The 24,069-nt window shown below is 32.4% G+C and carries 26 protein-coding genes; 22 read left to right on the top strand and 4 right to left on the bottom strand.

What is annotated here, in order from left to right:
* Positions 1-105 precede the first annotated feature (105 nt).
* The 4 genes from C5F50_RS07040 to C5F50_RS07025 all read left to right on the top strand — a co-directional run bounded on the left by C5F50_RS07040 (position 106) and on the right by C5F50_RS07025 (position 5,453).
* A complete protein-coding gene (locus C5F50_RS07040; protein WP_179370685.1) occupies positions 106-1,413 on the top strand; it encodes a helix-turn-helix domain-containing protein in 1,308 nt (435 codons plus the stop codon).
* Positions 1,414-1,474: 61 nt separating this feature from the next.
* Positions 1,475-2,785: a hypothetical protein gene (locus C5F50_RS07035; protein ID WP_246281981.1), complete on the top strand. Its 1,311-nt coding sequence runs from the start codon at positions 1,475-1,477 to the stop codon at positions 2,783-2,785.
* Positions 2,786-2,870: 85 nt separating this feature from the next.
* A complete protein-coding gene (gene corA, locus C5F50_RS07030) occupies positions 2,871-4,517 on the top strand; it encodes a magnesium/cobalt transporter CorA (RefSeq protein ID WP_179370683.1) in 1,647 nt (548 codons plus the stop codon).
* A 132-nt stretch (positions 4,518-4,649) separates the two neighbouring features.
* Positions 4,650-5,453, top strand: coding sequence for an ion transporter (locus C5F50_RS07025; protein ID WP_179370682.1), 804 nt, complete (start codon positions 4,650-4,652; stop codon positions 5,451-5,453).
* Between the two features lie 45 nt (positions 5,454-5,498).
* Here C5F50_RS07025 and C5F50_RS07020 read toward each other — a convergent pair whose 3' ends face one another.
* Positions 5,499-6,428: a cation diffusion facilitator family transporter gene (locus C5F50_RS07020; RefSeq protein WP_179370681.1), complete on the bottom strand. Its 930-nt coding sequence runs from the start codon at positions 6,426-6,428 to the stop codon at positions 5,499-5,501.
* A gap of 2 nt (positions 6,429-6,430) precedes the next feature.
* On the bottom strand, positions 6,431-7,342 hold the full coding sequence (locus C5F50_RS07015; RefSeq protein WP_179370680.1) for a hypothetical protein: 912 nt from the start codon (positions 7,340-7,342) through the stop codon (positions 6,431-6,433).
* Positions 7,343-7,507: 165 nt separating this feature from the next.
* Between C5F50_RS07015 and C5F50_RS07010 the strand changes: the two genes are divergently transcribed.
* The 6 genes from C5F50_RS07010 (at position 7,508) to C5F50_RS06985 (ending at position 11,481) form a co-directional block, all read left to right on the top strand.
* The gene (locus tag C5F50_RS07010; protein WP_179370679.1) at positions 7,508-8,533 is read left to right on the top strand and encodes a hypothetical protein; all 1,026 of its coding nucleotides are present in this window, start codon (positions 7,508-7,510) and stop codon (positions 8,531-8,533) included.
* 659 nt (positions 8,534-9,192) lie between these two features.
* Positions 9,193-9,348 (top strand): hypothetical protein, encoded by a 156-nt coding sequence (locus tag C5F50_RS07005; RefSeq protein ID WP_179370678.1) that lies wholly within the window; start codon positions 9,193-9,195, stop codon positions 9,346-9,348.
* The gene (locus tag C5F50_RS07000) at positions 9,345-9,494 is read left to right on the top strand and encodes a hypothetical protein (RefSeq protein WP_179370579.1); all 150 of its coding nucleotides are present in this window, start codon (positions 9,345-9,347) and stop codon (positions 9,492-9,494) included. Before C5F50_RS07005 ends, C5F50_RS07000 begins: the two co-directional genes overlap by 4 nt.
* 206 nt (positions 9,495-9,700) lie before the next feature.
* Positions 9,701-10,354 (top strand): GNAT family N-acetyltransferase, encoded by a 654-nt coding sequence (locus C5F50_RS06995; RefSeq protein WP_246281980.1) that lies wholly within the window; start codon positions 9,701-9,703, stop codon positions 10,352-10,354.
* Positions 10,351-11,151, top strand: a complete 801-nt coding sequence (locus C5F50_RS06990; RefSeq protein WP_179370677.1) for an amidohydrolase family protein — start codon at positions 10,351-10,353, stop codon at positions 11,149-11,151. Before C5F50_RS06995 ends, C5F50_RS06990 begins: the two co-directional genes overlap by 4 nt.
* A 162-nt stretch (positions 11,152-11,313) precedes the next feature.
* Positions 11,314-11,481, top strand: coding sequence for a hypothetical protein (locus C5F50_RS06985; protein ID WP_179370676.1), 168 nt, complete (start codon positions 11,314-11,316; stop codon positions 11,479-11,481).
* A 152-nt stretch (positions 11,482-11,633) separates the two neighbouring features.
* On the opposite strand, the gene C5F50_RS06980 is transcribed toward C5F50_RS06985, so the two are convergent.
* Positions 11,634-11,897, bottom strand: a complete 264-nt coding sequence (locus tag C5F50_RS06980; RefSeq protein ID WP_179370675.1) for a histone — start codon at positions 11,895-11,897, stop codon at positions 11,634-11,636.
* A 320-nt stretch (positions 11,898-12,217) separates the two neighbouring features.
* Here C5F50_RS06980 and ggt point away from each other — a divergent pair, with 320 nt between their 5' ends.
* The 8 genes from ggt (at position 12,218) to C5F50_RS06940 (ending at position 20,017) form a co-directional block, all read left to right on the top strand.
* Positions 12,218-13,849, top strand: a complete 1,632-nt coding sequence (gene ggt / locus C5F50_RS06975) for a gamma-glutamyltransferase (RefSeq protein WP_179370674.1) — start codon at positions 12,218-12,220, stop codon at positions 13,847-13,849.
* A complete protein-coding gene (locus C5F50_RS06970) occupies positions 13,840-14,637 on the top strand; it encodes an N-formylglutamate amidohydrolase (protein WP_179372945.1) in 798 nt (265 codons plus the stop codon). The genes ggt and C5F50_RS06970 overlap by 10 nt, the downstream gene beginning before the upstream one ends.
* A complete protein-coding gene (locus C5F50_RS06965) occupies positions 14,628-16,412 on the top strand; it encodes a cation:proton antiporter (protein ID WP_179370673.1) in 1,785 nt (594 codons plus the stop codon). Before C5F50_RS06970 ends, C5F50_RS06965 begins: the two co-directional genes overlap by 10 nt.
* A 91-nt stretch (positions 16,413-16,503) precedes the next feature.
* On the top strand, positions 16,504-16,968 hold the full coding sequence (locus C5F50_RS06960; RefSeq protein WP_179370672.1) for an SHOCT domain-containing protein: 465 nt from the start codon (positions 16,504-16,506) through the stop codon (positions 16,966-16,968).
* 2 nt (positions 16,969-16,970) lie between these two features.
* The gene (locus tag C5F50_RS06955) at positions 16,971-17,144 is read left to right on the top strand and encodes a hypothetical protein (protein WP_179370671.1); all 174 of its coding nucleotides are present in this window, start codon (positions 16,971-16,973) and stop codon (positions 17,142-17,144) included.
* A gap of 132 nt (positions 17,145-17,276) precedes the next feature.
* Positions 17,277-17,699 (top strand): PRC-barrel domain-containing protein, encoded by a 423-nt coding sequence (locus tag C5F50_RS06950; protein ID WP_179370670.1) that lies wholly within the window; start codon positions 17,277-17,279, stop codon positions 17,697-17,699.
* Positions 17,700-17,818: 119 nt separating this feature from the next.
* Entirely contained in the window at positions 17,819-18,070 is a 252-nt protein-coding gene (locus tag C5F50_RS06945) for an Lrp/AsnC ligand binding domain-containing protein (RefSeq protein ID WP_179370669.1), read from the top strand.
* A 339-nt stretch (positions 18,071-18,409) separates the two neighbouring features.
* On the top strand, positions 18,410-20,017 hold the full coding sequence (locus C5F50_RS06940) for a cation:proton antiporter domain-containing protein (RefSeq protein ID WP_179370668.1): 1,608 nt from the start codon (positions 18,410-18,412) through the stop codon (positions 20,015-20,017).
* Between the two features lie 19 nt (positions 20,018-20,036).
* Here C5F50_RS06940 and C5F50_RS06935 read toward each other — a convergent pair whose 3' ends face one another.
* The gene (locus C5F50_RS06935) at positions 20,037-21,353 is read right to left on the bottom strand and encodes a dicarboxylate/amino acid:cation symporter (protein ID WP_179370667.1); all 1,317 of its coding nucleotides are present in this window, start codon (positions 21,351-21,353) and stop codon (positions 20,037-20,039) included.
* 97 nt (positions 21,354-21,450) lie between these two features.
* On the opposite strand from C5F50_RS06935, the gene C5F50_RS06930 reads away from it, so the two are divergent.
* The 4 genes from C5F50_RS06930 to C5F50_RS06915 all read left to right on the top strand — a co-directional run bounded on the left by C5F50_RS06930 (position 21,451) and on the right by C5F50_RS06915 (position 24,019).
* The gene (locus tag C5F50_RS06930; RefSeq protein WP_342448750.1) at positions 21,451-21,888 is read left to right on the top strand and encodes a potassium channel family protein; all 438 of its coding nucleotides are present in this window, start codon (positions 21,451-21,453) and stop codon (positions 21,886-21,888) included.
* 87 nt (positions 21,889-21,975) lie between these two features.
* The gene (locus tag C5F50_RS06925; protein WP_179370665.1) at positions 21,976-22,422 is read left to right on the top strand and encodes a universal stress protein; all 447 of its coding nucleotides are present in this window, start codon (positions 21,976-21,978) and stop codon (positions 22,420-22,422) included.
* A 101-nt stretch (positions 22,423-22,523) separates the two neighbouring features.
* On the top strand, positions 22,524-23,522 hold the full coding sequence (locus C5F50_RS06920; RefSeq protein WP_179370664.1) for a hemolysin family protein: 999 nt from the start codon (positions 22,524-22,526) through the stop codon (positions 23,520-23,522).
* Between the two features lie 65 nt (positions 23,523-23,587).
* Positions 23,588-24,019, top strand: coding sequence for a hypothetical protein (locus tag C5F50_RS06915; protein WP_179370663.1), 432 nt, complete (start codon positions 23,588-23,590; stop codon positions 24,017-24,019).
* Positions 24,020-24,069: the final 50 nt, after the last annotated feature.

The following is a 24,069-nucleotide window of genomic DNA, read 5'->3' as shown; positions in this document are numbered from 1 at the left end:
TATGAAATTTTGATTTAGATGAAATTTCCCTATAATTATTTTCATGTAAATCTAGTCATGTAGTTGTCTTAGTACGCATAAATAATCAAATAATCTCATATGTGTATGGGGCTCTCTAATTCTACACTCATGGGACTAAAAGTTTTTGAACCCCGTTCTATTCACGGCACGTCTTTAGAGTTTTTTGAATTTCTAAAATATGAAACAAAACCATTTCGAACTTACTCTATTGTGCCAAAAGATAATGTGTTCAAGGCAATATCCAAAAGTGTCAAAATTAAACAAACAACAAAAACAAAATCTCAAACAATAAAACAATTCGAAGAATTCTTGCAGAATCTTGACAAAACTCTGTTCGTCAAAAATTCTCAAGATGAACTCTCTGAGATAAAATGGGATGAAATAGATCATTTTTGTAGTTTATTGCGATTAATTGAAAGAAGTGATGAAAGAAAGGTAAGATGGGCTTTATACAATCAATATGTTTCAGGCAATCTTAAAATTTCAAATGTTAAGTTGTCTAATGTTTTAAAAGAATTCAAAATTAAAAATTTAGAAAAAATTCTAATTAAAATCCTGAAAGCAGAAACATCCTCTGGACTAGATGCTGAATTTGATGGAACAGTATTTACAATTAATCATCAACCTGGTGATAAACTTGTATCTCATTATTTAGCTGATGCAATTGAAGAGCCGTCAAGGCGCTCTCCAGGTGATCTAGAAAAAGAAATTCTAGAATTAATTGATGAAGGTTCATATTCTAATCAAGAAATCTCCCAGGCTCTATTAATTGATGAAGGACTTGCATCAAGAACAATTTCTAAATTACGTGATCAAGGAAAAATCATTTTATCTAGTTTTGGTCAACGTGGAATACGATATTTTACTACAAATTGTGACAATTGTCCATTTGGAACTACAAAATCTTCATGCAGAAAAGAAGCATTATCTTTTATTATTTCTGCATTTATGAACGACTTTAAAGTTAATCTTACTGCAAATGATTTTGATTCCGTTGATACCAATCAAGCTCTTCTCAAAATTAAACGAATTATAATGATGGCAAGAAAAGAAAAGAATACAAAACTTGAGCGCAATCTAAGCGAGAATCTTGATAATGTTCTTTCAAAAGTAGTTGATAAATTCATTGACATTGAATCTCCCAATAAAAAATCCCCTGATGTTCCTGAAATTAATCTGGAAGTATCATCAAATCTCTCCAATCTTCCTCTGTTGTATCAATTAGGTCTACGAAAGGGAGCTCAGAGCGGGATTCATCTCATGGATGAGATCCTACATCAGGCATCAAAATCCATCAATAAAGAAGAACGTGTAAAAATAAAAAAACATGCCTTAATTGAGGCAAACAAGTTTCTCAAAAATCTGGGATTAGATAAAAAGGACACAAATTGATTTAGTTGAAATTTGACTCAATCAAGTTCTAGTTTTTATATGTGAAATTATGAGAATTTGTGTGAAATTAACTGGTTTACTGGCCTTTTTCTTAACTGTTATATTATTTTCGGGTCCATTAACATCTCAAACTTTTGCTGATGTCATTTCTCCCAAACAACAAATGAAACTTGATTTTACTGCAGAGCAAATAGTCTGCAGTGAAGGATTAGTAAAGATCATAAAAGCTTCTTCTGGAAATGCATCTTGTGTAAAACCTGTCACTGCTGAAAAATTATCTCAAATGGGATGGGCAAAAAAACTTACAGAACAAAAAATAGGAGAAATTAAAACAAAAAAAGTTACCAAAGGCGAACCTGCTGGAACAATTAAAAAAATATTTACCGTTAAACAATTAACCCCATCTAAAACTGCAGCTACATCCTCTAGCATTTCTGGCTATGCCTATATTTTTGATGCATGTGCTAAAGCTAAAGTAATTCGAGCACCTGAGATTTTTGTAACTTCTGACAGTGAAACAAAACAAGTAAAACTTGGAAGTATGATACAGCCAAACTCTTGTTATATAAGCTCTGTAATTATTAAAGCTGCAGATCCTGAATCTATTTCTGCAATATTATTAAACCAGGGCGGAATCTCTGAAAAAATTTCTTCGCTAGAAACCCAAATAGCTGATTTGAAATCTCAAATAAAAACTGCAAAACAAAGCCTTCCAAAAACTGATGAAATACCAAACCCTGAAACCATAAACAATATTATTTCACTCAAAAAAGAACTTAATGATCTTCAAGACCAACTAAGAAGATATTTACTGGTATTGTATGTTCCTCCAAATGTCAAAGTATCTGAGATTGATTTTCCAAAATCTATTACAGGCCAACCTCTTACTGGAATGAATACTAATCTCATATCTGTTACAGAATCTGTTGTAAAACCAGTTTCTAGTAATCCTGATTTGATGAGATTCAATGTTGTCTTTGAAGCATGTTCTGGTGCAGATAGCATACGTGTTCCACTTATTACAATAAGTTCCGATTCTGACTCTGTTGATATTAAACTAATTGATAGAATCATTCCTGAATCATGTCAAGTTGGTATTGGAAAAATTAACGCTGTAGATCCCCAATCCATAATGACTAAGATTAGTGAAAATTCAAGTGTTTCATTGCAAATTTCATCTCTTGAAAAACAAGTTGATGAACTACAAATACAGTTAGGTGAAAAAAGAAGCAGTTTGAGATTATTGGTCTCAAAACAACTTGATTCTTCAGGTGAAGAAGCAGCTGTACAATTAGCATTAGATATTAGTGATTTGAGAAAAGAATTGTTAGAGACTAGAGCAAAACTTTATGGTTTAATGCTAGGACTCTGATTATAATCAAAATCGAAGAGGTCATAAAAAATAAACCAACATCAATTAGAATACACTAAACTTTAATGAAAATAATGGGTGGAAATTGAGAGATCAAATTGGAATCATTGTCAATAGACTAGTTTATGGGTTTACTTTTGCCTTTTTGTATCAAATTGTTATTGGAATAGCTACATCTTTACTTTCATTACCTTTAACTGGTAACATTCAAGATCTTATTTCTGGAGTTGAACAAATAGACTCCCAACAGGGACCCTGGCTTGTTACATGGTGGATAATTTCCACTTTAATTATCACAGGTATGGCATTAATGATAATCCGATACAAAAAGTATCTTTCTCCTTACAAGGGTGAAAAAAATATTGAAGTTCCACCAAGAATTACTGTAGTCACTGCAATCATAATTGGCTCTTTAATTTCGTTCCTGTTTTTCTTACTTGACTCTGTTATTGGATTGGTTGCAAAAGCAGGAACTGCCACTGATGTAGAAGCAATCTATCAGGCTGCAGTTGTCGGTGATTTTACTCCACTAGTAATTAGCATAATCTTTTCAATAGTTGCAGGGTTCATTATTGTTGGAGTTGCAAGCAAGACATCAAAAGTTAAAGAAATTACAAAAGATTTGGGATTGCAAGATATTACAAAAATTTCCCAGATTATAAACAAAACAAAAACTCAAAAAATTTCACTATCTGATACAATTGGACAAAGTCCAGGAGCTCTGATTCATGTTGGAGAAAAAAGAGTAGAAAACATTCGAATAGATATGATGGAATATGATAATGAAACAATTAGTGAACAAAATAATGTAAAAATTGAAGAATGTTTAGAATCTAAGGACAAACCAAATGTTTCATGGATTAATGTCATTGGTATACATGATCCAAAAATCATTGAAGCATTTGGAAATAGTTTTGAAATTCATCCACTTCATCAGGCAAATATTATGAATACTGAATTGCGACCTTCAATTGAAGTTTCTGATAATTATGTTATGATAATGTTAAAAATGCCTCATTATATTAATGAAACAGGAAAGCTAGAATTGGAACAAATTTCAATAATTCTGGCAAAAGATCATGTCATTACATTTCAAGAAATTGAGGCTGATTTTTTTGATCAAATTAGAAAACGACTGAGAAACAAAACAGGTGCAATTAGAAATCTTAAAAGTGATTATCTATCTTATGCAATAATTGATGCAATAATTGATAGTTATTTTCTAGTTATAGAAAAAATTGGAGACATTACCGAGGAATTAGAAGAAGAATTGATGAAAAATCCCACTGCCGATACTATGCAGACAATTCAAACATTAAAACGTCGAATGATCTCTTTGAGAAAATCAATTTGGCCTGCTCGTGAAATAATAGATTTTCTTGGACGTGATTCAACAATGCTGATTTCTGATAACACTAGAACTTATCTGAGAGATGTTTACAATCATGTTATTCAGGTAATAGACACTATAGAGGGACTGCGCGATGTCATTGGTGGTATGCTAGACACTTACCTGTCGAGTGTAAGCAATAGAATGAATGAGGTGATGAAGACGCTTACAATAATTGCATCTATTTTCATACCCATTACATTCATAGCTGGGATATATGGAACAAATTTTGTATATGTTCCAGAATTGCAATGGGAAGGAAGTTATTTTGTCATGTTAACTGGAATGGCAGCTATCTCGGGAATTATGATTGCGTGGTTTAAACGAAAGAAATGGCTCTAAGTCAAAAATTATCAAAAATAATTCTTCTCTGACTTTTTGTAGATTTTTTTGAATTCAATTGTATTTTTAAAGAATTATTAAAAACCTAATGAGAACTGTTTAAAACTAAACATTATCAAAGATGAATATCAAGTGACCAATAAAGCAATGCAACGAGCATATGAAATTTTAGAAGGTACTACTAATGACAAAATTACAAAAAGTTTCCAAATTTTCATAATTATACTAATTGCTGTAAATGTACTAGTTGTAATTATTGAAACAGAAGAATCTGTTTTGGATGAATATGGTTATTTATTTACTCCTTTTGAAGTATTTTCAATAATTGTCTTTACAGTAGAGTATGCAGGAAGAATAACCGTTTGTAAATTAAATCCAAAATACCAACATTCCAAATACAGTATAATTCGATTTTTGGTCACGCCCATGATGCTAATTGATCTAGCTGCAATATTGCCATTCTTTTTGCCATTTGTAGTAACAGATGTGAGATTCATTAGAATAATTCGACTCTTGAGGCTATTTCGATTATTCAAACTTGCCCGATATTCTGAACCCATGCAGACACTAGGTGATGTATTCAAATCAAAAGCAGGTGATTTGGCCGTAGCATTTTTCATTCTATTTATCGTGCTGATCTTTGCCTCTAGCTTAATGTATCATGCAGAGCATGAGGCCCAGCCTGAATTATTCTCCAGTATTCCATCGTCAATGTGGTGGGGTGTTATCACACTTACAACTATAGGATACGGTGATGTGTATCCTGTAACCATAGCTGGAAAAATAATTGGTGCTGGGGTTGCAATACTTGGAATTGCAGTATATGCAATTCCTACAGGAATTATGGCATCTGCATTTACAGAAGAATTGAGGAAAAAAAGAGATCAAAAAAATAATACTTGCCCACATTGTGGAAAAGATTTCACACATACCTAAATTGAAAAATAATTAATCTTGAAAAGACAATTTTGATTTAATAAATTAGCGTTCTATCTCTACAAAAATATATTCTTTTTTTGACCGTGGCAAAACTGTCATTATTTGCTGTTCAATTTCATCTGTGATAGTTTCTATCTTGTCTGTGTCTAATCCGTCAATTAGATTGACTTCAATTCCAACAATCACTGTTGTTGGACTAAGGTGCATAGTTTTCATAGTGACCACTTTGTGAACTTCAGGTATTGTGTTCACTAAAGATAAGATCTGTTTTTTCTGTTCATCAGAAATTGATTCACCTAACAATAATCCCCGATTTTCTTTTGCCAAGAAAAATGCAAAAGACATCAATAAAGCTCCAATGATGATGGAGCTAATTGCATCATATTGTGTATTCCCTGTAATGTCTGTAAGAAAAATCCCAACTGCTGCAACACCGATTCCCAACAAGGCAGCAGTATCTTCAACTATGACTGTTAGAATGGATGTATCCTTACTGTTTTTGAATTCTTTATACAAATTTGAAAAACCAGCTTTATCTCCACGTTTAACAATTGGTTTTTTGAAATGACTAATTGCGATTCTTAATGCATTTCCCTCAAATCCTGCCGCTATTATCAATACTATGTAATTGATTATAGGGTTTTCAAATTGGTGTTCTTCACCTAACAAAGATGAAAATCCTTGCTCTAATGACAAAATTCCTGAAATTCCAAAGATCATGGTTGCTACAATAAATGACCAAAAGAATTGCGATTTTCCATAACCAAATTGATGTAAATCTGTTTCAGGTTTTTTGCTTAATCTAATTCCTAATAACAGGAGAATTTGGTTTGCCGTATCTGATGCAGAGTGATAGGATTCTGCCCACATTGAGGCACTGCCAGTCATTGCAGCTGCCACGAATTTTGTAACTGCAATTCCAAGATTCCCAAAAAGTGCTGCATAAACTGCTTTTGTTGAGCCTCCTGCCAAAATTATTTCTTCTTTCCATCCTGGCTTGAATTATTTTCTTTCTCAATTTTCTTCTCAATCTCATCTGTTTCTTTCTCAATTTTCTTCTCTAGATTCTCTTGTTTCTCTTCAATTTTTTCTACATGTACTTTTATTTTTTCATTAATCTGCTCTTCAATTTTCCCTTCAAGTTTTTCATCAGCTGCTGGCAAAATCTTTCTTTTCACTAAAAATAAAATCCGTAAAATTGCTTCAACTATTATCGCATATGTTACAAACCCAATAATTTTTCCCAAAAATGGAATGAAACCATAAGCTCTATCTATGATGTCATTAGGTGTAAAGAAAATATTACTGGTAAGAAAAATACCTAATAATGCAAAGGGGATTAATTTTGCAAAATCTTTTGCAAGATCTTCTTTATAATATGCTGAGATTCTAACTGTAACTACAAGCGATATTACTATTAAAAAAACATGTTCTGTGGGAATGTCTGGGGCCATAAAGAACAAAAATGTAGAATAAACAACAAACCAAACTAAAACAACCAGCGGAAAGACTATGACGTATTTGAAAATATATGCAATAATCGATGTAATTTTTTTCCCATCTGTTTGATATTTTTTAAGACCTAATGGAATCATTTCACGTCTTGCAAGAAATCTGTAGAAATTCCAAATGAAAATTCCATAAATGACCATTCCAATTGAGTATGCAATCAGTTCAGTAAATGATACCTCAATCCCAAACTGACTAGTAATATTTTCAATATTTGTAAGCGCAGCAATCAGACTGTCGTCAATTGAAATACCTCCAATAGTGATAAATGCACCTGGAAAATCTATTAGGTTCTCACCCGATATTCCGTGGACTATTGGAATAAATGGAATAAAAAATAACATGAATATCCAATACTGTACTCTCAAAATGTTCATTCTAATTTCTCCTCAATATGTAAATACTTTGTTTATTGAAATTTCAAAAGATGTATCTTAAAAATTTGATATTAATGCTAGTTGGTTAAATTGAGGCTAATTGATTCAATTCAGCACAAAGCCCTACTCTTTACACTTATTATGTTCATCAAAAAAAGAACACTAATGACCAAAACAATACTTTTAGCAATTTTCACAGTTGCTGTATTACTTACAGGAACAATTGCCACTCCATTGGGATTAATTGAATCAGCTGACGCTCTAAAAAGCAAAGGCACTGCAGCCAGTGCAATTAACTCAAAGAAGGTTTGTGGTGATAGACTCTGCTCTGAATCTCAAAAAGAAGTAAAATCTGAGGCAAAAAAGAAAGAAGAGGTAAAATCTGAAAAGAAATCAGAATCTGCTGAAAAAGCTAAAGAAGTACCAAAGAAAGACGCAAAAGCTGAAACGATGGAGAAAGCTAAAGAAGTTTCAACCCTAAAAGTTCCAAAGACTGTTACTGGAGTTATAACATCAGTTCAAGACCCTGGTCAAGGACATGAAGGACATCAGCTTGCAATAATTCTTCCACCAAGTGAAAACACTTATCGTGGACATGTAACATATTCTGCATCTGAAAATGTTCAGCTTGTAGCATTGCATGGCCCACTAAAAGATGGAATGGCAAAAGGACAACCTATATGGACTATGGATGGCAAAACTAAATTTGGATTAACATTCATTGACAGAGAAACCTCTTCAGGCGTTTGGCAGTTTTCAGGAAATGCAATTGCAGTTCATACTAAAAATATGGAACCATTCACTGTGACCTACTCTGTAACATACACAGAGCATTCTACATCAAGTGATAAACTGATTAAAGGAACTGTAACTTCAAAACAAGATCCTGGAGTTGGACATGAATCACATCAGCTTGCAATCTTGTTGGGACCAAGTGAGAAAACATATTCTGGTCACTTAACATGGGATGCATCAGAGCCTGTTCAAATTGTAACTTTGCTGGGGCCTATGACTAAAGGTGAACTTAGAGGACTTCCTTATTGGACTGCCGATGGTGAAACATTCTATGCACTCATATTGGTTCCATCAAAAGCATCAGGCTCTACAATGTTCTCAGGAAATGCTTTGGCACTTCATACCATGAATGATACACCATTCACTGTAAGCTACTCTCTAGTACTTACAAAATAATTTTTTTCTTTTTTGAAACCCTAAATAGGAATAATTTTTAATCCGAACTTGAAAAATTATTATCTAATATGAAAAACTAATTTTGTATCTTTGGTATGAATACGACTTTGCAGGAAGCAATTTACTATCATCAATTCTAAAACAAAACCATTCATGGTGATATTCAATGGGGTCCTAGTTGCACATATTCTATAGATAAACACAACTGGCGCTTTACATTTTTCACATAATGAGTAATTTAGTGAATACTCCCCATACTTTCCACATGATTCATCAGGCATAAAAATCACCTTTTAAATTCAAGAATAATCATACTTTTTTTTCTTGCCATGATTTTGAGAAATTGACGCAAAAAATCACACATTCGAACAATACTTTCCAGAGTTTTCCTCAATAATACTTTCACACGCAGGACACTGTTCACTGTGCATCAACATACCTCTCAAAATTTGAATAGTGATTCAATGCACATTCAAATGTACAATAATCACTAGCCCTGTTATCAAACAGTTGATGACATCTTTTACAACGTTTTTGTAACACTGAATATCTATTGTAAAACACAAATCTAATTATTTATACTACCATTGAGTTGATTTCATTTTAGATGAAATCAATTATGTATTGTTTTTTAAACAATTTGTTAGTATAAATTACAGTTGCTAAACTATCACGAATCAATATCTGATAAAACACATTATGATCCATCAATTCATTGTAATTATTGTGGTGGCAAGTTAGAAATTAATTCGGATTATTGTTCTGACTCATGTAAAGAAAAAGATTCAGTTTGGCACAACGAGGATAATGTGTGAGTTTTATGGACTTTTCAAACTATGATGCTAATGAAGGAGTTGAGCAGCGTTTTGCAAAACTATATCCTGAATATGACTATTCTTTAAAATCGTCTTCTAAAGAAAAGGATCAACGAAAAAAGAAAAAGATGAAAACAATGTATTGAAATTAAAATGAATCAAAAATTATTCTAAATATGCTTATTCATCAGATTAAAATAACCCTAATCACAATTCTTTATAGAAATTTAAACTGGGGTAAATGATACGTTAAAAAAATTTTATTCAATATTTATGAACAAATCTATTTCTAAGAAAATGGTTTTTGATCATAAGATATTAGGTCAATACACATGAGGAAATAAATAGTTCAATGTCAATTCAATCTAGACACAGTCATGTGATAATACGAAACATGAGACAGGCAGATATACCTAAAGTAGTTGAATTACAAAAAGCTGCTTTCCCTGTTATGGCTGCAGAAGGAGTCTATTGGAAACCTGAACAACTTAAAGTACATTTACAGATTTTCCCCCAAGGTCAATTTGTCGCAGAATATAATAAAAAAATTATTGGTTCCTGTAGTAGTTTGATAGTTCGCCTAGATCCAGAGTATAAAGATCATACCTGGAAAGACGCATGTGGAGATAGTTTTTTAAAAAATCATGACCCAAAAGGGGATTCACTATATGGTGCTGATGTGTCATCCCATCCAAATCATAGACGATTGGGGGTTGCAACAAAGTTGTATAGTGCAAGACAAGCCTTGGCAATAAAACTAAACTTGCGAAGAATTATTGCTGGAGGTAGATTGTTCAACTACTGTGACTTTGCAAAAGAACTCTCACCAATAGAATATGTTGTCAAAGTAAAACGTCATGAAATAAAAGAACCTGTTTTAACTTTTCAACTCCGAAATCATTTCAAATTTGTCAAAATATTGCCTAATTACATGAAGGATCCTAGATCACTTAACTATGCAACTTTTATTGAATGGAAAAATCCACATTTTGAAGAAAAATCATGATTATTGACTGCCATGTTCATGTAAACCAATATGAATTAACACAACACATTCCGTTATTAGAAGACAGATTAGAAATGCTTCAAACTGAAATGACTAGTAACAATGTTGATTATGCAATAATTTTGTCATCATACAAGGTTAATGCTGAAAGACCATCCACTGAACAAATTATTGAGGGAATTAAAAAATATGATAATCTTGGTGTTGCAGCTGGATTTACAATTGATCACCACACTGATGATGATCTGAGAAATTATAAACAATTGATTAAAGATGGTAAAATTAAAGCCATGAAAGTTTACTCTGGTTATGAACACTATTACCCTTATGATGAAAGATATCAAAAGGTCTATGATATTTGTATTGAATTTGACATTCCAGTAATGTTTCATACTGGAGACACATATTCTGAAAAAGGAAAATTGAGATATTCAAGACCTCTTAATTTAGATGATGTAGCTGTCGATAATCCTGAATTGAAGATTGTAATGTGCCATTTAGGAAATCCTTGGATACAGGATGCTCAAGAAGTAATTTATAAAAATAAAAATGTCTATGCGGATGTATCTGGATTGGTTGTTGGATCCTTTGATCACTTTTTTGAAAAAATGATGAAAGACAAAGTTGCAGAATTGATAAACTATGCTGGTGAACCTAGATATCTTTTGTATGGCACAGATTGGCCAATCAGTACTATGGATTCATATCTTAATTTTGTAGCAAAACTAAACATCAAAAAAGCATTTCGAGATAATTTTATGTACAAAAATGCAAAAGCATTATTCAAAATTTCATAATTAAAAAATTATGATCAAATGTTTCATCTCATTTTATTCAATTATTTGTGATTTAATTTTATTTTAAATAATTAAAAAAATCAATTGATTTCATGTTGATTTTAGTCATTTAGAGATTTATTTATTAGAAAGTTAAACCAAAAGTCTGACTAGATATAAAAAATGAGGTGTGCAAATTGTGGAAATCAAGCAAGCTGGAGAGATCCTGATTGTAACAAATGTGATAAACCACTACATCAAAAAAACTGTAAAGGAAAATCTGCTGACTGTAAATGTCATACAATAAATGAGCAGGCATGGTCACAGAAAAAGCCTGCAAATACTCAATGAATTCCAAAGAGTAACGACTATCGTATTATTTTCAATCATCAACTATTTTTACTAAAATTCTAATTAAAAAAGGAAAAATAGGAAAAAGACTCAATGTTAAAGTCCTTTTCTAGTTTTTTTACTAAAAAATCTAGAAAGGGCTTGATGTCTAATTATCGTTTTCTTCCTTTGGATTTTACTGTAGTTTTCCTTTTTGGAGCGGCTCTGCGTTTTACTGCAGTTTTTCTCTTTGGAGCACTACGTTTTGAAACACTACGCTTTTTTACTGCAGTTGTAGATCTTTTCTTGGTTGCTACTGTTCGCTTTCTTTTGGAAGCTGTTTTTGCTGCACCTTCTGCTTTTAGCTTTGCATTTCTTTTTCTAGTTCTTGCTGCTTTTACTGCAGCAGCACTTCTTTCTGCTTTAGTTTGTACCATTCTAAATTTCCATAAATCTACTGTATCTTATAGTAGAACAGTGAAATATTTTTAGGCAAAAATACCTGTTTTATCTTTTTCTCTATCAATCAAGATCAGTATTTGTACTAGTTTGAATTGAAATAATTGTTGAAAATTAGAATTATGTGTCTTGAAAATGTATCTGATGATAATATTCTTTTTAATATTTTTCGTTTGCAATCTAAAAACAATGAACACAAATCAGTTCAAATCTTAACCAAAGTACTGTGGAAAGTAATACGTTTTCAGCCATTTTCAAATAATTTCTTTTACATCTTATCAAAGGAAGAAATATCAAATTGAACCTCAAGCAAATCGAAAATTCGTTCAGACCAACTCAAAACAAAAAATCATCTATTGCAAAAAAAGGGATGGTTTCATCTGCATTTCCAGATGCAACAAAAGCAGGAGTTGAAATGCTCAAAAAAGGAGGTAATGCTATTGATGCTGCATGTGCTACAGCCATCGCACTAGGCGTATGTGAGCCTCAATCTTCTGGAATCGGTGGACAATCCATGGGCATCATTTATCTAAATGGAAAATCATATGCTATAGATGGGTCTAGCCGTTCTCCTTCATTGGCACATTCATCAGTCTATAGTAAAAAGAAAAATCGTCGACTTGGATACAAGGCAACAACTGTGCCTAGTACTCTGGCATTAATTGGATTTTTACATGAACGATTTGGTAGATTAGAATGGCAAAAGATTGTTGCACCCTCAATTCATATTGCAAAAAAAGGATACAAAATTACTCAACTTCAGCATTCCTTACAGGAAAAAGAATTAGAAAATTTTCTTTCAATAAAATCAAAATCTGGTGCAAAATATTTCCTAAAAGATGGTCTTGTTCCGTATGATGTGGGAGATAGATTTGTTCAAGAAGATCTGGCTAAAACCCTTACTGCCATTTCTGAATATGGATACCGTGTGTTCTATCAAGGGAATATTGCTAAAAAAATTGCCCAAGACATGAAAAATAATCATGGTTTGATTCGTGAAGAAGATTTAGCATTCATCCCAGAACCACTAATTCGAAAACCAATTAGTAGGAAATACCGCCATGTAACAGTATCAACTTTACCTCCGCCAGCAGCTGGAAGAACATTACTTCTCACACTAATGATGTTAAATCATCTCCCATCCAAGTTTCTACGTAGCTCAAAACCTAGCTCATACCATTTTGTTGCTGAGACATTTAGAAAAGCATTCTTGCATAGAGTACAACGACCATTTGATCGTCATACATATGATCAAATTCAAGATAAATTACATCTACAGAGAACTTTTGCAAAACAGATGGCTGATTCTATTCATAATTCCATGGATGCAACATTGCCGATGATTGATCCTGATTTTGGAGGGGAGGATACTACACATCTTTCAACTATGGATGATGAATGTAATGCTGTAGGAATTACCCAGTCTGTAGAACTGGCGTATGGATCAAAAGCAGCTGCTGATGGATTAGGATTTCTTTACAACAACTACATGTCTGCATTTGAGTTTACTACTCCAAATCATCCCTACTATATTCGACCAAATGCAATACCTTGGACTTCGGTATCTCCTGCTTTGATTTTTAATAATTCGAAACTTTGGATGGTAGTAGGAAGTCCTGGAAGTCAGAGGATATTTTCAACCATTACACAGTTTCTATCGAGAATAATTGATGGTAATTTATCTATGGATCAGGCAATTGAGAGACCCCGTTTTCATTGTTCAATTGGAGGCAATGTCAGTATAGAGGATGGAGGATTTAGAACTGAAATTATTGACCATCTCAAAGAAATGGGATATGACATTTCTATTAAAGAACGATATTCATTTTATCATGGAGCAATTCATGCTACAATGAAACTTCAAACACAAGATGGATTTCAGGGTGTTGCTGAAGTTAGACGTGATGGGATAGCAGAGGGATTAAATTAGAAAAATTACCTGTTTTATTATCAATTCCACATGGTGGAAGAAAGAAACCTGTAGAACTTGATGGACATCTATGTATTACAAATAAAGATCTTTTTGATGATTCTGATCCTTTTGTAATTGAAATGTATGACTTGGGAGATAAAGTTCAACGTGTTATTAAATCAAATATTGCAAGAGCATTCGTTGATCTTAATCGCTCACAAGACGATTTACCTCCTGCAAATCCTGACGGTGTGATTAAAAGTACAACATGTTACAAAAAACCAATTTATCATGAAAGGAAAGAACCCGATGATTCTCTGAGAACATTGCTACTTGAATTGTATTATTTACCTTACCATAATTCAATTCAAAAAAGTCTTAAAGAATTAGAATTACGATTGTGTTTGGATTGCCATTCAATGGCATCAGTTGCACCAGGAATCTCCCCTGATGCTAAGAACAATAAAAGGCCAAAATTTTGTTTGTCAAATAATGATGGACAGGCTGCATCTCAGGAAATGATGGAATTGTTGGCTTTAAGCATCTCAGAATCATATGGAATTGAAAGAAATGACATCTCATTAAATGATCCATTCCATGGTGGCCATATTACAAAGACATATGGAAACAATCCTGTTCCTTGGATTCAAGTCGAAATGAATAGGAATTTGTATCTAACAGATCCTTGGTTTGATAAAGAAACATTGTCAGTAGTCCCTACACATCTACAAAAATTGAACAATCAGTTTGAAAATACATTAAATCTTTTTTTTAAAAAATTTGATGGGGCAGATTCTTGGAAGTAGAAGTTACACAATTTCTTGCGCTTTTAGCATTACTGCTAGGTGGAGGAATGATTGGTGCAGGAATAATGAAAAAGATAAAGTTTCCAACAATTATTGGATTTATTTTAATTGGAATGATTGCAGGACCCTATGGGCTTGGAATTGTAGATGATGTAGAACTAATCAACCTTTTAGCAGAATTAGGAATAATCATCCTTCTTTTTGTTGTTGGATTAGAATTCAGTCTACAAAAATTACGCAAGGCTGGCATGAAAGCAATCACAGTGGGTATGACTGAACTATCAATAATGTTTTTTCTGGCATACATTGGAGCCTTTTCATTTGGATGGTCCCATTTAGAGGCGCTATATCTTGCAGGAATATTGTCAATTAGCAGCACAGCAATTTCTCTACGAATAATGCGAGATCTCAAACTAGTCAAAACAAAAGAATTTGATACTATAATCACAATTTTAATCGTTGAAGATCTTGCAGCAGTATTACTCTTAGTGATTTTGGGTAATGCATCTGATGGTGCACAATTAGATTTTACAGGAGTTGGAATTTTGATTTTACAAAGTTTGACATTTTTTGTCATCGCATTAGCTCTTGGAATTAAATTAATTCCTAAACTATTAGAGAAAATACATAGATTGGATATTCCTGAAGGCCCTTTTATCACAGCACTTGCTTTGGGATTTGGATTGGCAGTTTTGGCACATTTTCTTGGTCAAAGTTCTGCAATTGGTGCATTTATCATGGGAATGATAATTGCATCATCAAAACATTCTGAAAGTATTACAAAAAAAGTTCTTCCTCTAAGAGACTTTTTTGGTGTAATATTTTTTGTATCTATTGGAATGTTGGTAAACATCATGACAATTCCTGATGTTGCTTTGATTTCAATTCCGATAATAATTTTGGCTGTTATTGGAAAATTCATTGGAAATTTCTTTGGTGCATCAATAGGAGGTCATGGAATGATCAGTTCTTCTACAATTGGCTCTGTCATGGTTCCTAGAGGTGAATTCTCGTTTATAATGGCAAAACAGGCAGTAGATAGCGGCTCTGTTAGAGATTCACTGTATCCTGTTACAATGCTTGTTACATTGGCTACGATGTTTTGTATGCCTTTATTGCTAAAAATATTGCCAACACTTGCAGATAAAACAAGTCATATACCAATAAATATTCTAAATCCAATTTACATCGTTGGCAAATTCTTTAACAATCTGATGAATACTCCTGATGATAACAATCAATTTAATAAGATTCTAAAAACACATGGACCAAAATTCTTTGTCAATCTAATGATCGTGATTGCAATTCTTGCTCTAATAGATTACTTTAATGATGATATAGTAATTATAATTTCAACAATTGGAATTCCACTTCCAATCGAACCTGAAATCCTTTTGACTATAATCAGCATATTACTAATTGTATATCCTGTAATTGCAATGCTTGGTAAAATAGAAAATTTAGTCACAAATATCTCCGACATATTATCTACAAAACTAATTCCAGCTGATACACAGCAACTAGAAGAAAAACCCCTTCATAGGTTACTCCGAAATATTTTCTTTACAGGTTTTGTTTTGATAATTATTGCGGTAATTCAACCTTATTTGGGAGATATCATGATCTTGCCATTTTTACCATTCATAATATCTGGCGTGGGTCTAACCATTGCAATAATTTTGATAGCTGACTCGGTGTTTGTATTCCAAAAATTATCTCATGGTCATATTATGGAAAGTTTGATGAAAGAAGATGAAAATCCTGAGCCTGAATAATTGCCTTGGTTTTTTAGAAAAATTAGTATCTCCTAAGAATCAAGATGTTAAAATAATCGATTTACATTAATGTTGTAGATATTGAGAATTTATGGTGACTGAAAATAAGAAATCTGAAAGCGACAACAAAGCAATTAAGAAAAAACAAGAAAAAATCATTGACACGCTAGCAAAAAACTATTCTCAGACTCTAGAACATACAAAAAACTTTGGAAAAGAATCATTAGAAAAGATAGCAGAGGTAAGTTCTACCGGTACTGATTTTCTAAAATCAAAACCTTATTGGGATTCACTGAAAAGTGGTTCTCAAAAAATCCGAGAAAAAACTTCAGAGCATGGTGCAGAATTTAAAAAAAATAGTCCTGAATTTTACAAGAAAATTAGTAATGCATTTTTTAATTTTTTTGAGACAATTATTGGTAGAATAAAACTTGGCACACAATATGGTACTCCTAGTCTTGAGATTTTAGAAAGATTGGCTAAACTCAAAGAGCTTGGAATAATTACTAATGATGAATTTACCAAGAAAAAGAAAAAAATCTTAGAGAGAATCTAACCATGGCTAAAAATCTAATTATTTCTACGTTAGTAATTCTTATTGCAATTTTAGTAGGTATTTTAATTTTGACTAATTATGACTGGTTTTCCCAAGAATGGTTAATTGGATTGGGTATTGTAATTGGTGGTGTGGTCGCCCAGGGTATTTTGATTTATTCTAAAATTAGAAAATGAACATCAGAGTATGTCTTGTGTCAATTATCATTGATTTCAGTTTTGATTAGCAAAATTTTCTAGTTAATTTCATGATATGTATCGAGTTTGTTGCTCTGCAAAATGTGCGGGAGAAATTTCTTGAGATTTAAAATGACTGTGCAAAATACACCATTTTCAAAATATTGGAATCTTCGACAATTTATTGGAAAAACTGTTTTTGATAGCAAAGGGCAGGATTGTGGAAAAATTAAATCCGTTCTAATTGATCCGCAGAAATTTTCAATATCTGGAATTTTGGTAAAAAAAAGACTATCAAAAGAATACTTTTTGTCACAAGACTATTTTGAGGAATTCAATGAAACCGGACTAAGTTTAAACTCTATTCCAATAAAACCTGGAGATAAAGTTGCAGATGTTGATGGAAAAAACATAGGCAGGGTAATCAAAATAAATCTAAATACTGACACAAACAAACTTGAATCACTTGAGATAAAATCTGGGTTTAAATCAGAAATTGTTCCTTCTGATAGAATAATTGCAGTTGGAGAAAAAATCAAAATTAAATTATTCTAAACTGGGTTTTCTTTTCTAATTTTTGAAAAATTCGTGATTTTAAATATGCTTTTCAGGTCTCGACAAGTTAGCAGAACCGCTTTTCATTATCTTTATTTACTTTAAACATGATTTACTGTATGCAAGCATACATTCTGATAAATTGTAATACTGGTAGTGAAACTACGCTAATTTCTGAATTGAAAGAATTGTCTGAAATAATTGAAATTAATGGCGTATGGGGGAAATATGATATTTTCATTAAAATTTCTACCTCTGATCCTAATGGGGTTGAACAGATTGTCAAAAGATTACGAAATCATCCTGATGTTGTAGATACCTATACCATGCATGTACTATATGGTCAAGGTGGAACAATCGATAATGAATGAGGAATCAACTAGAGAAATAATTGATTTTATTAATGTCATGTATCATGAACAATTCTTGGATCAGTAAAATTTGTAGTAAAAAGAAAAGCAAAGAAAATTGAAAAATTAACTCTTGGTGATTTTCCTGAATCATTTAGATCTTGCACTGTTGAAGAATTAATTCTAATCCTAAAAGGTGCTCATGATAAAAAACTCTTAAACTTCTAAAATTAGATTTTTGTCTCATTAAACCAACTCTTTTTTAGTATGTCTTGTTGTCTTGGAATGTCTCCGTCAATAACTACTTGTATGGGAAATTTCTATTAATTTCTGAAATTAATCAGGAGATTTGTTTGAGAATTGGCTTTTGAATCTATTTTGTATATTGGAATTTTACTCCTATCTGCTAAATTATTTGGTGAAATTCTGCATAGGATTAACCAACCTACAATTTTAGGAAATGTTCTTGGAGGAATAATAGTCGGTCCGGCCCTTTTTGCACTTGTTCAGCCAATTGATGAAATAGAACTTTTTGTCTCAATTGGTGTATTTTTCCTATTTTTTTTGATAGGTCTTGAAGAAATTGATTTACCTGGATTATTCCGCGTAATGAGAGGTAGAATCTTTGCAGGTTCTGTAGTTGCATTTTTGATTCCTTTCATAGTTGCTGGCTTTTTTGGATTGGCCTTAGATATGGATTTTATTAAATCATTTGCGATTGCTAGTGTTATTGCGGCATCTAGTTTGGGTGTTACTGCTAAAGTTCTAAGTGATCTTGGAAAATTAAAATCCACAATTGGTCTTGAAATTTTCACAGTAGCTGCGATTGTGGAATTCATTGCAATTATTGTTACAAGTATAATGATTCAAATCAATACTAGTGAGACTCCTGTGTTTTCAGAATTTATTTGGTTATTTGCAAAAATGATTATTTTCTTTGTAGTAGCAGGACTTGTCTCAGTATTTATTTTACCCAGATTTTTCCGTTTTATAAAAAAACATCTTCAAGTTACCCAAATTTATTTTGGAATCGTAATTGCAGTGATATTACTTGTTGCATATTTTGCTGAGATTAGTGGGGTTCATGGTGCAATCGGTGCGCTTCTTTTAGGAATTGCAGTTTCAAGGATGAGTAAAGAGGAATTTAACGAGATTTCAAAAAATGTTCATGCTGTGGGATATGGAATCTTTATCCCGATCTTCTTTGCAGGAATAGGACTTCATTTTAGCACTGCATTTCTTGATTTAGAATTGTGGGTAATAGTTGGTTTTCTTGTAATAATGATAGGTGTGAAATTTCTCAGTTCTTACATTGCAGTACGTATTGCTCAGATGAGACCCGCAACGACTGTTGCATACGGTGTTATGTCTAAAGGTGCCGTGGACTTGGCATTGATGTTGTCATTGTTGCAAGTGAATATTTTGAACAATAGCCTGTTTTCACTTTTGGTTCTTGGAACTCTTATGACTATGATTATTTCTAGTGTTGAGCTTCAGCGCAAACTAAAGAAAATCATCCATTTCAAAGTAGGAACGATAGAAATGGGCTTAGTTCCTGGCTATTTTAGAAGAGTAGTATCAGACATGACTGCTATGACGGTAATCAATACAGCATTTCTTAAAACAACAAAGAATGTTACAATTAAGGACTTTCTTGAAAATAATGAACTAGACAAAAGACCCTTTTTAGTTTTTGATGAAAAAGATGTTCTAGTTGGAATTGTCTCAAAACGCGAAATCGATAAATCTCACAAAAAAACTCGTGATATCACAACCATTGAAGATATAATGTATGAAAAAGTCCTCACTGTCTTACCTAGTGAATATCTATATTCAGTAATTCAAAAGATGAACTCTTATCCGTTTGACATGATACCCGTAGTTGATCCTGAAGACAGAAAAAAAATAATCGGCATAATTTCAAATCATGACATACTGAATTTACTAGTAGAGCCAAAAAAACCCTAGTTGAAAATAATATTTTTCATTAATCTTCTGGAATGTCATCTGCCTTTATCCTCTTATCAAAAACCAAACATGCTGTAAGATCCCCTGTGACATTGACCATCGTTCTTGTCATATCTAAAACCCTATCAACACCAAGTAAAAGCACCACTGCAACAGGTGGAATTCCAGCTGTTATCAAAATTGTTGAAAGTATCACAATGCCTGTTCCAGGAGCTGAAGGTGCACCAATTGATGCAGCAAGAGCAGTTAGTGTGATTAAAAGTATAGTTGTAAATCCTAAATCAATACTGAATAATTGTGCCAAGAAAAATACTGCTATAATTTGATAGAGAGCTGTACCATCCATGTTGATTGTGGCCCCCAACGGAATGATAAACTGAGAAACCTTGGGCTTTACTTTCATTCTCTCTTCTGCTGTTTTAATTGACAATGGCATTACTGCTGCAGAACTAGAAGTTGAGAATGCTAAAAGTTGAGCGTCTTTCATCATTGCAAATGTGGAGGATATTGGTCTCTTTGCAAAAAATTTGATGATTAACATGTACACCAATATCATTACAAAAAGACCAATCACCACTGTTATCATATATGCTCCAAGAACTGTAAGTGCAGAAAGACCTACCTTGGATGTAATTCCTGCAATTAATCCAAATGCAGCAAATGGTGCAAGACGCATGGCCCATGAAACAACTTTCATGGTAATTTTTTGTATAGATTCTAACAAGTCAAGAATTGGCTGTGAGCTCTGTTTAGGTAATGAAATCATCGAAACCCCAACAATTAAGGCAAAAATAATTATGCTTAACATCTCTCCGGACATAAAAGATGCTAATGGGTTGCTTGGAATTAGCCCTACAATGCTTTGTGGAATATCTTGTATGCTGAATTCTGCTTTTTCAACTGGCTCTGCATCTTCAATTCCAAAACTTTCTCTAATCAAAGAACTATCAATAAAATTTCCTGGTTCAATTGCTGATACAATTAGAATTCCTATTGTTAATGCAATAATGGTTGTTGCAACAAAATATACTGATACACCTAATCCTAATTTTTGTAATTGCTCCATACTGCCAGAGGACGTTATTCCTCGAATGATTGATGCAAAAATCAACGGTATGATTATCATCTGAATGATCTTTAGAAACAGATTGGCTGGAATTGATAACCAATCTGTAATTACTTCTGCAGTATCCTTTTCAACAAATCCTATTTCTGGTCCTAAAATAACTCCTACTATCAATCCTAAGAATAAAGCAAAAAGAACTTGAGCCCAAAGTTTTTTCTTGACTAGATACGTAATTTGAGGAATGGGGTATTTGAAAGACTCGATTACCAATGCTTAACCGTTCAAGTCTTATGTAATAAAAATAGGTCCATGTTCTCGAACTTGAAAATCTTATTTTGGTTTTTAGTAGTCAATACTTGAATAATTTTTGTTGAAACTTTTAATTTCTCTCCTCGTGATTTCAGTATTGGTGATTGGCACAAGTGGAATTGGAATTTATTTAATCGAATCCCCTCATGAAGATGCACAAATTACAAATCTTATTGATGCTTTTTGGTGGGCTTCTGCAACAGTCACAACAGTAGGATACGGAGATGTTGTTCCAGTTACAGAACTTGGACGATTAATGGGAATTGTTTTGATGTTTGTAGGCATATCTATTATTGGTACTTTTATCTCCGCATTAGGTGCATTACTTATTGGTTCTAGATTAAAAAAACATGAATCAGTAGAATCTTCTACAAAATCATTGATTATTAAAAAAATTAACGATATTGAAAATTTGGAGAAAAATGAAGTAGAATTGTTGATTTCTATGGTAAAAGACTTGCATGATGAAGCAAAAACTAATCATAAAAAAAACTAGTTTGAGTTTATCTCTATTTAATGTGAAAATCTGTTATTGTAATCATGCATTAAAAAATCCTATATGTGTGAAAATTTATTCATTATCATGAAGGCCAATAAAATCAAAACAATTGCTATCCCATTTGATGGTTCTATCCATTCAAAACATGCATTTGATATGGCGTTAAGCCTGGCTCAAAAATATCATTCAAAACTAATTCTAGTTACATGTGTTGAAAAGATCAATGGAAGTTGGTATGGAAAAGAATTTACTCCAACATATAATCAAGATGTAAAAAAATACAAAGAAAAAATACTCCGTGAAACTTCAAAATTGGAACAAATTTCAAAAAAGAAGAATATCAAAACAATCACAAAAATATTTGTTAGTGATTCAATAGTGGAGCAAATACTATCATTTTCAAAATCCAGTAAGGTGGATATGATTGTAATAGGATCTCATGGGAGAACAGGCATTGATAAATTGATTTTGGGTAGTGTTGTAAATGGTGTTGTTCAAAGATCTAAAATTCCTGTTTTAGTTGTACAATAATCTACAAAAAGAAAAATCCAACTCTGAATGATATCTATTGTTTATTTTCAAGAATGATATTCTAAATACCCTTTAATTTTCTAAAAAATAGTGTTGTTTGTATGGACTTTATTGAAATTGAGATTGTTGTAATAGCGATGTTGGTGTGCTTTTATGCTCTTTTTAGTGGACTTGAAATTGCAATAGTTGGGGTTAGACGTTCTAGAGTTATTCACTTGTATAGAAAACGTGTTCCTGGTTCTTCACCACTCTACAAATTAAAAATGAATCCTGCAATGATGACCTCCAGTGTCAATTTGGGAAATACTTTGGTTAATGTGGCATCTTCTGTTCTTGCAGCTGATGTTGCGATAAAATTGCTTGGAAGTCAAGGCGTGGGAATAATAATTGGAATAATGACATTTGTGATTTTGATTTTTGGTGAAATATTGCCTAAAACATTTTGTAACGTAAATCCAGAAAAAGCATCTCTGAAATTTAGTAGAGTACTACTGATTTTCACTTATGTGATGTATCCTTTTGTTAAATTATTAGAATACATTGCTGCAACAATCTTGAAACTTTTTGGAGGTTACTCTCCAAGACCAAAACCCATTACGGAAGAGGAGATCAAAGAAGTCATCGATTTGGGTTATACAGATAAAGCAATTGAAAAAGAAGAACGTGATCTTGTACGTAATGCATTAGAGTTTGATGATAAACCAATTAAAGATGTAATGACTCCCAAAGAAAATATTTTTTCATTGGAGGGAAACCTAACATTATCCAAAGTCATTTCAAAAATTGATGATAAAGGATTTTCCCGAATTCCAGTTTTTGAAAAAATATCCGACAATATTGTTGGAATATTGCACATATGGGACATATCACGACTGCCTGAAAACAAATTTTCTGCTACCAAAATAAACACCCTGGCCCGAAAACCATTCTTCATCTATTCCAATGATCGAATTAGTGATCTTCTCATTGAACTTAAGAAAAAAGATATGCATATGGCAATTGTTTTAGATAATGATGATAAATTAGTTGGAATAATTACTGTTGAAGATTTGTTAGAAGAAATTGTAGGTGATATTGTCGGTGAGGCAAAAAAACAATAAAATGATATTGGAATCAACTGATTTTATACCCACTATTTAAATTCCTCAAAACAAGAAATCTTATAATGACTGAAAATGCTGAAAAACCACCAAATGATGATTTTGCAATATTTGATAAAGTCAATCAAAGGTATTTTTCAGAAATAGAGCATTCGGTACCTCATTTTCAGCAAACACTGTTTGATTTACAAAATGAGTGTTACAAATCATGGAAAAACATCATTAATGCAAATGTCGAATTACAAAAAGAACTTTTAGGTAAATCTGGATTTAATTTTGCTTTGCCCAAAGTAATCCAGAAAATAATTGACAATACTGGTGAAGAGATTATAAAATATAGGATGGCTTGTATCAAGATTGCAATTGCAACAATAGAATCTGATACAAAAAATGTGAAAACATGGAATGATAATGCAAATACATTTGTTGATTTGAATCGAAAAATCATGCATAATTGGCTGTCACCATTCATTTCAAAGTTAGATGTTAAAAAATGAAAAAATCATCCATTGGTGTGATAGTTATTGCAGTTTCAGTTGTAGTTTTT

Source organism: Nitrosopumilus ureiphilus (genome assembly GCF_013407185.1).
In the GTDB taxonomy this organism is placed as follows: Archaea; Thermoproteota; Nitrososphaeria; order Nitrososphaerales; family Nitrosopumilaceae; genus Nitrosopumilus; species Nitrosopumilus ureiphilus.
The sequence above is the reverse complement of the archived record's forward strand: the minus strand, read 5'-3'. Positions and strand labels throughout refer to the sequence as shown.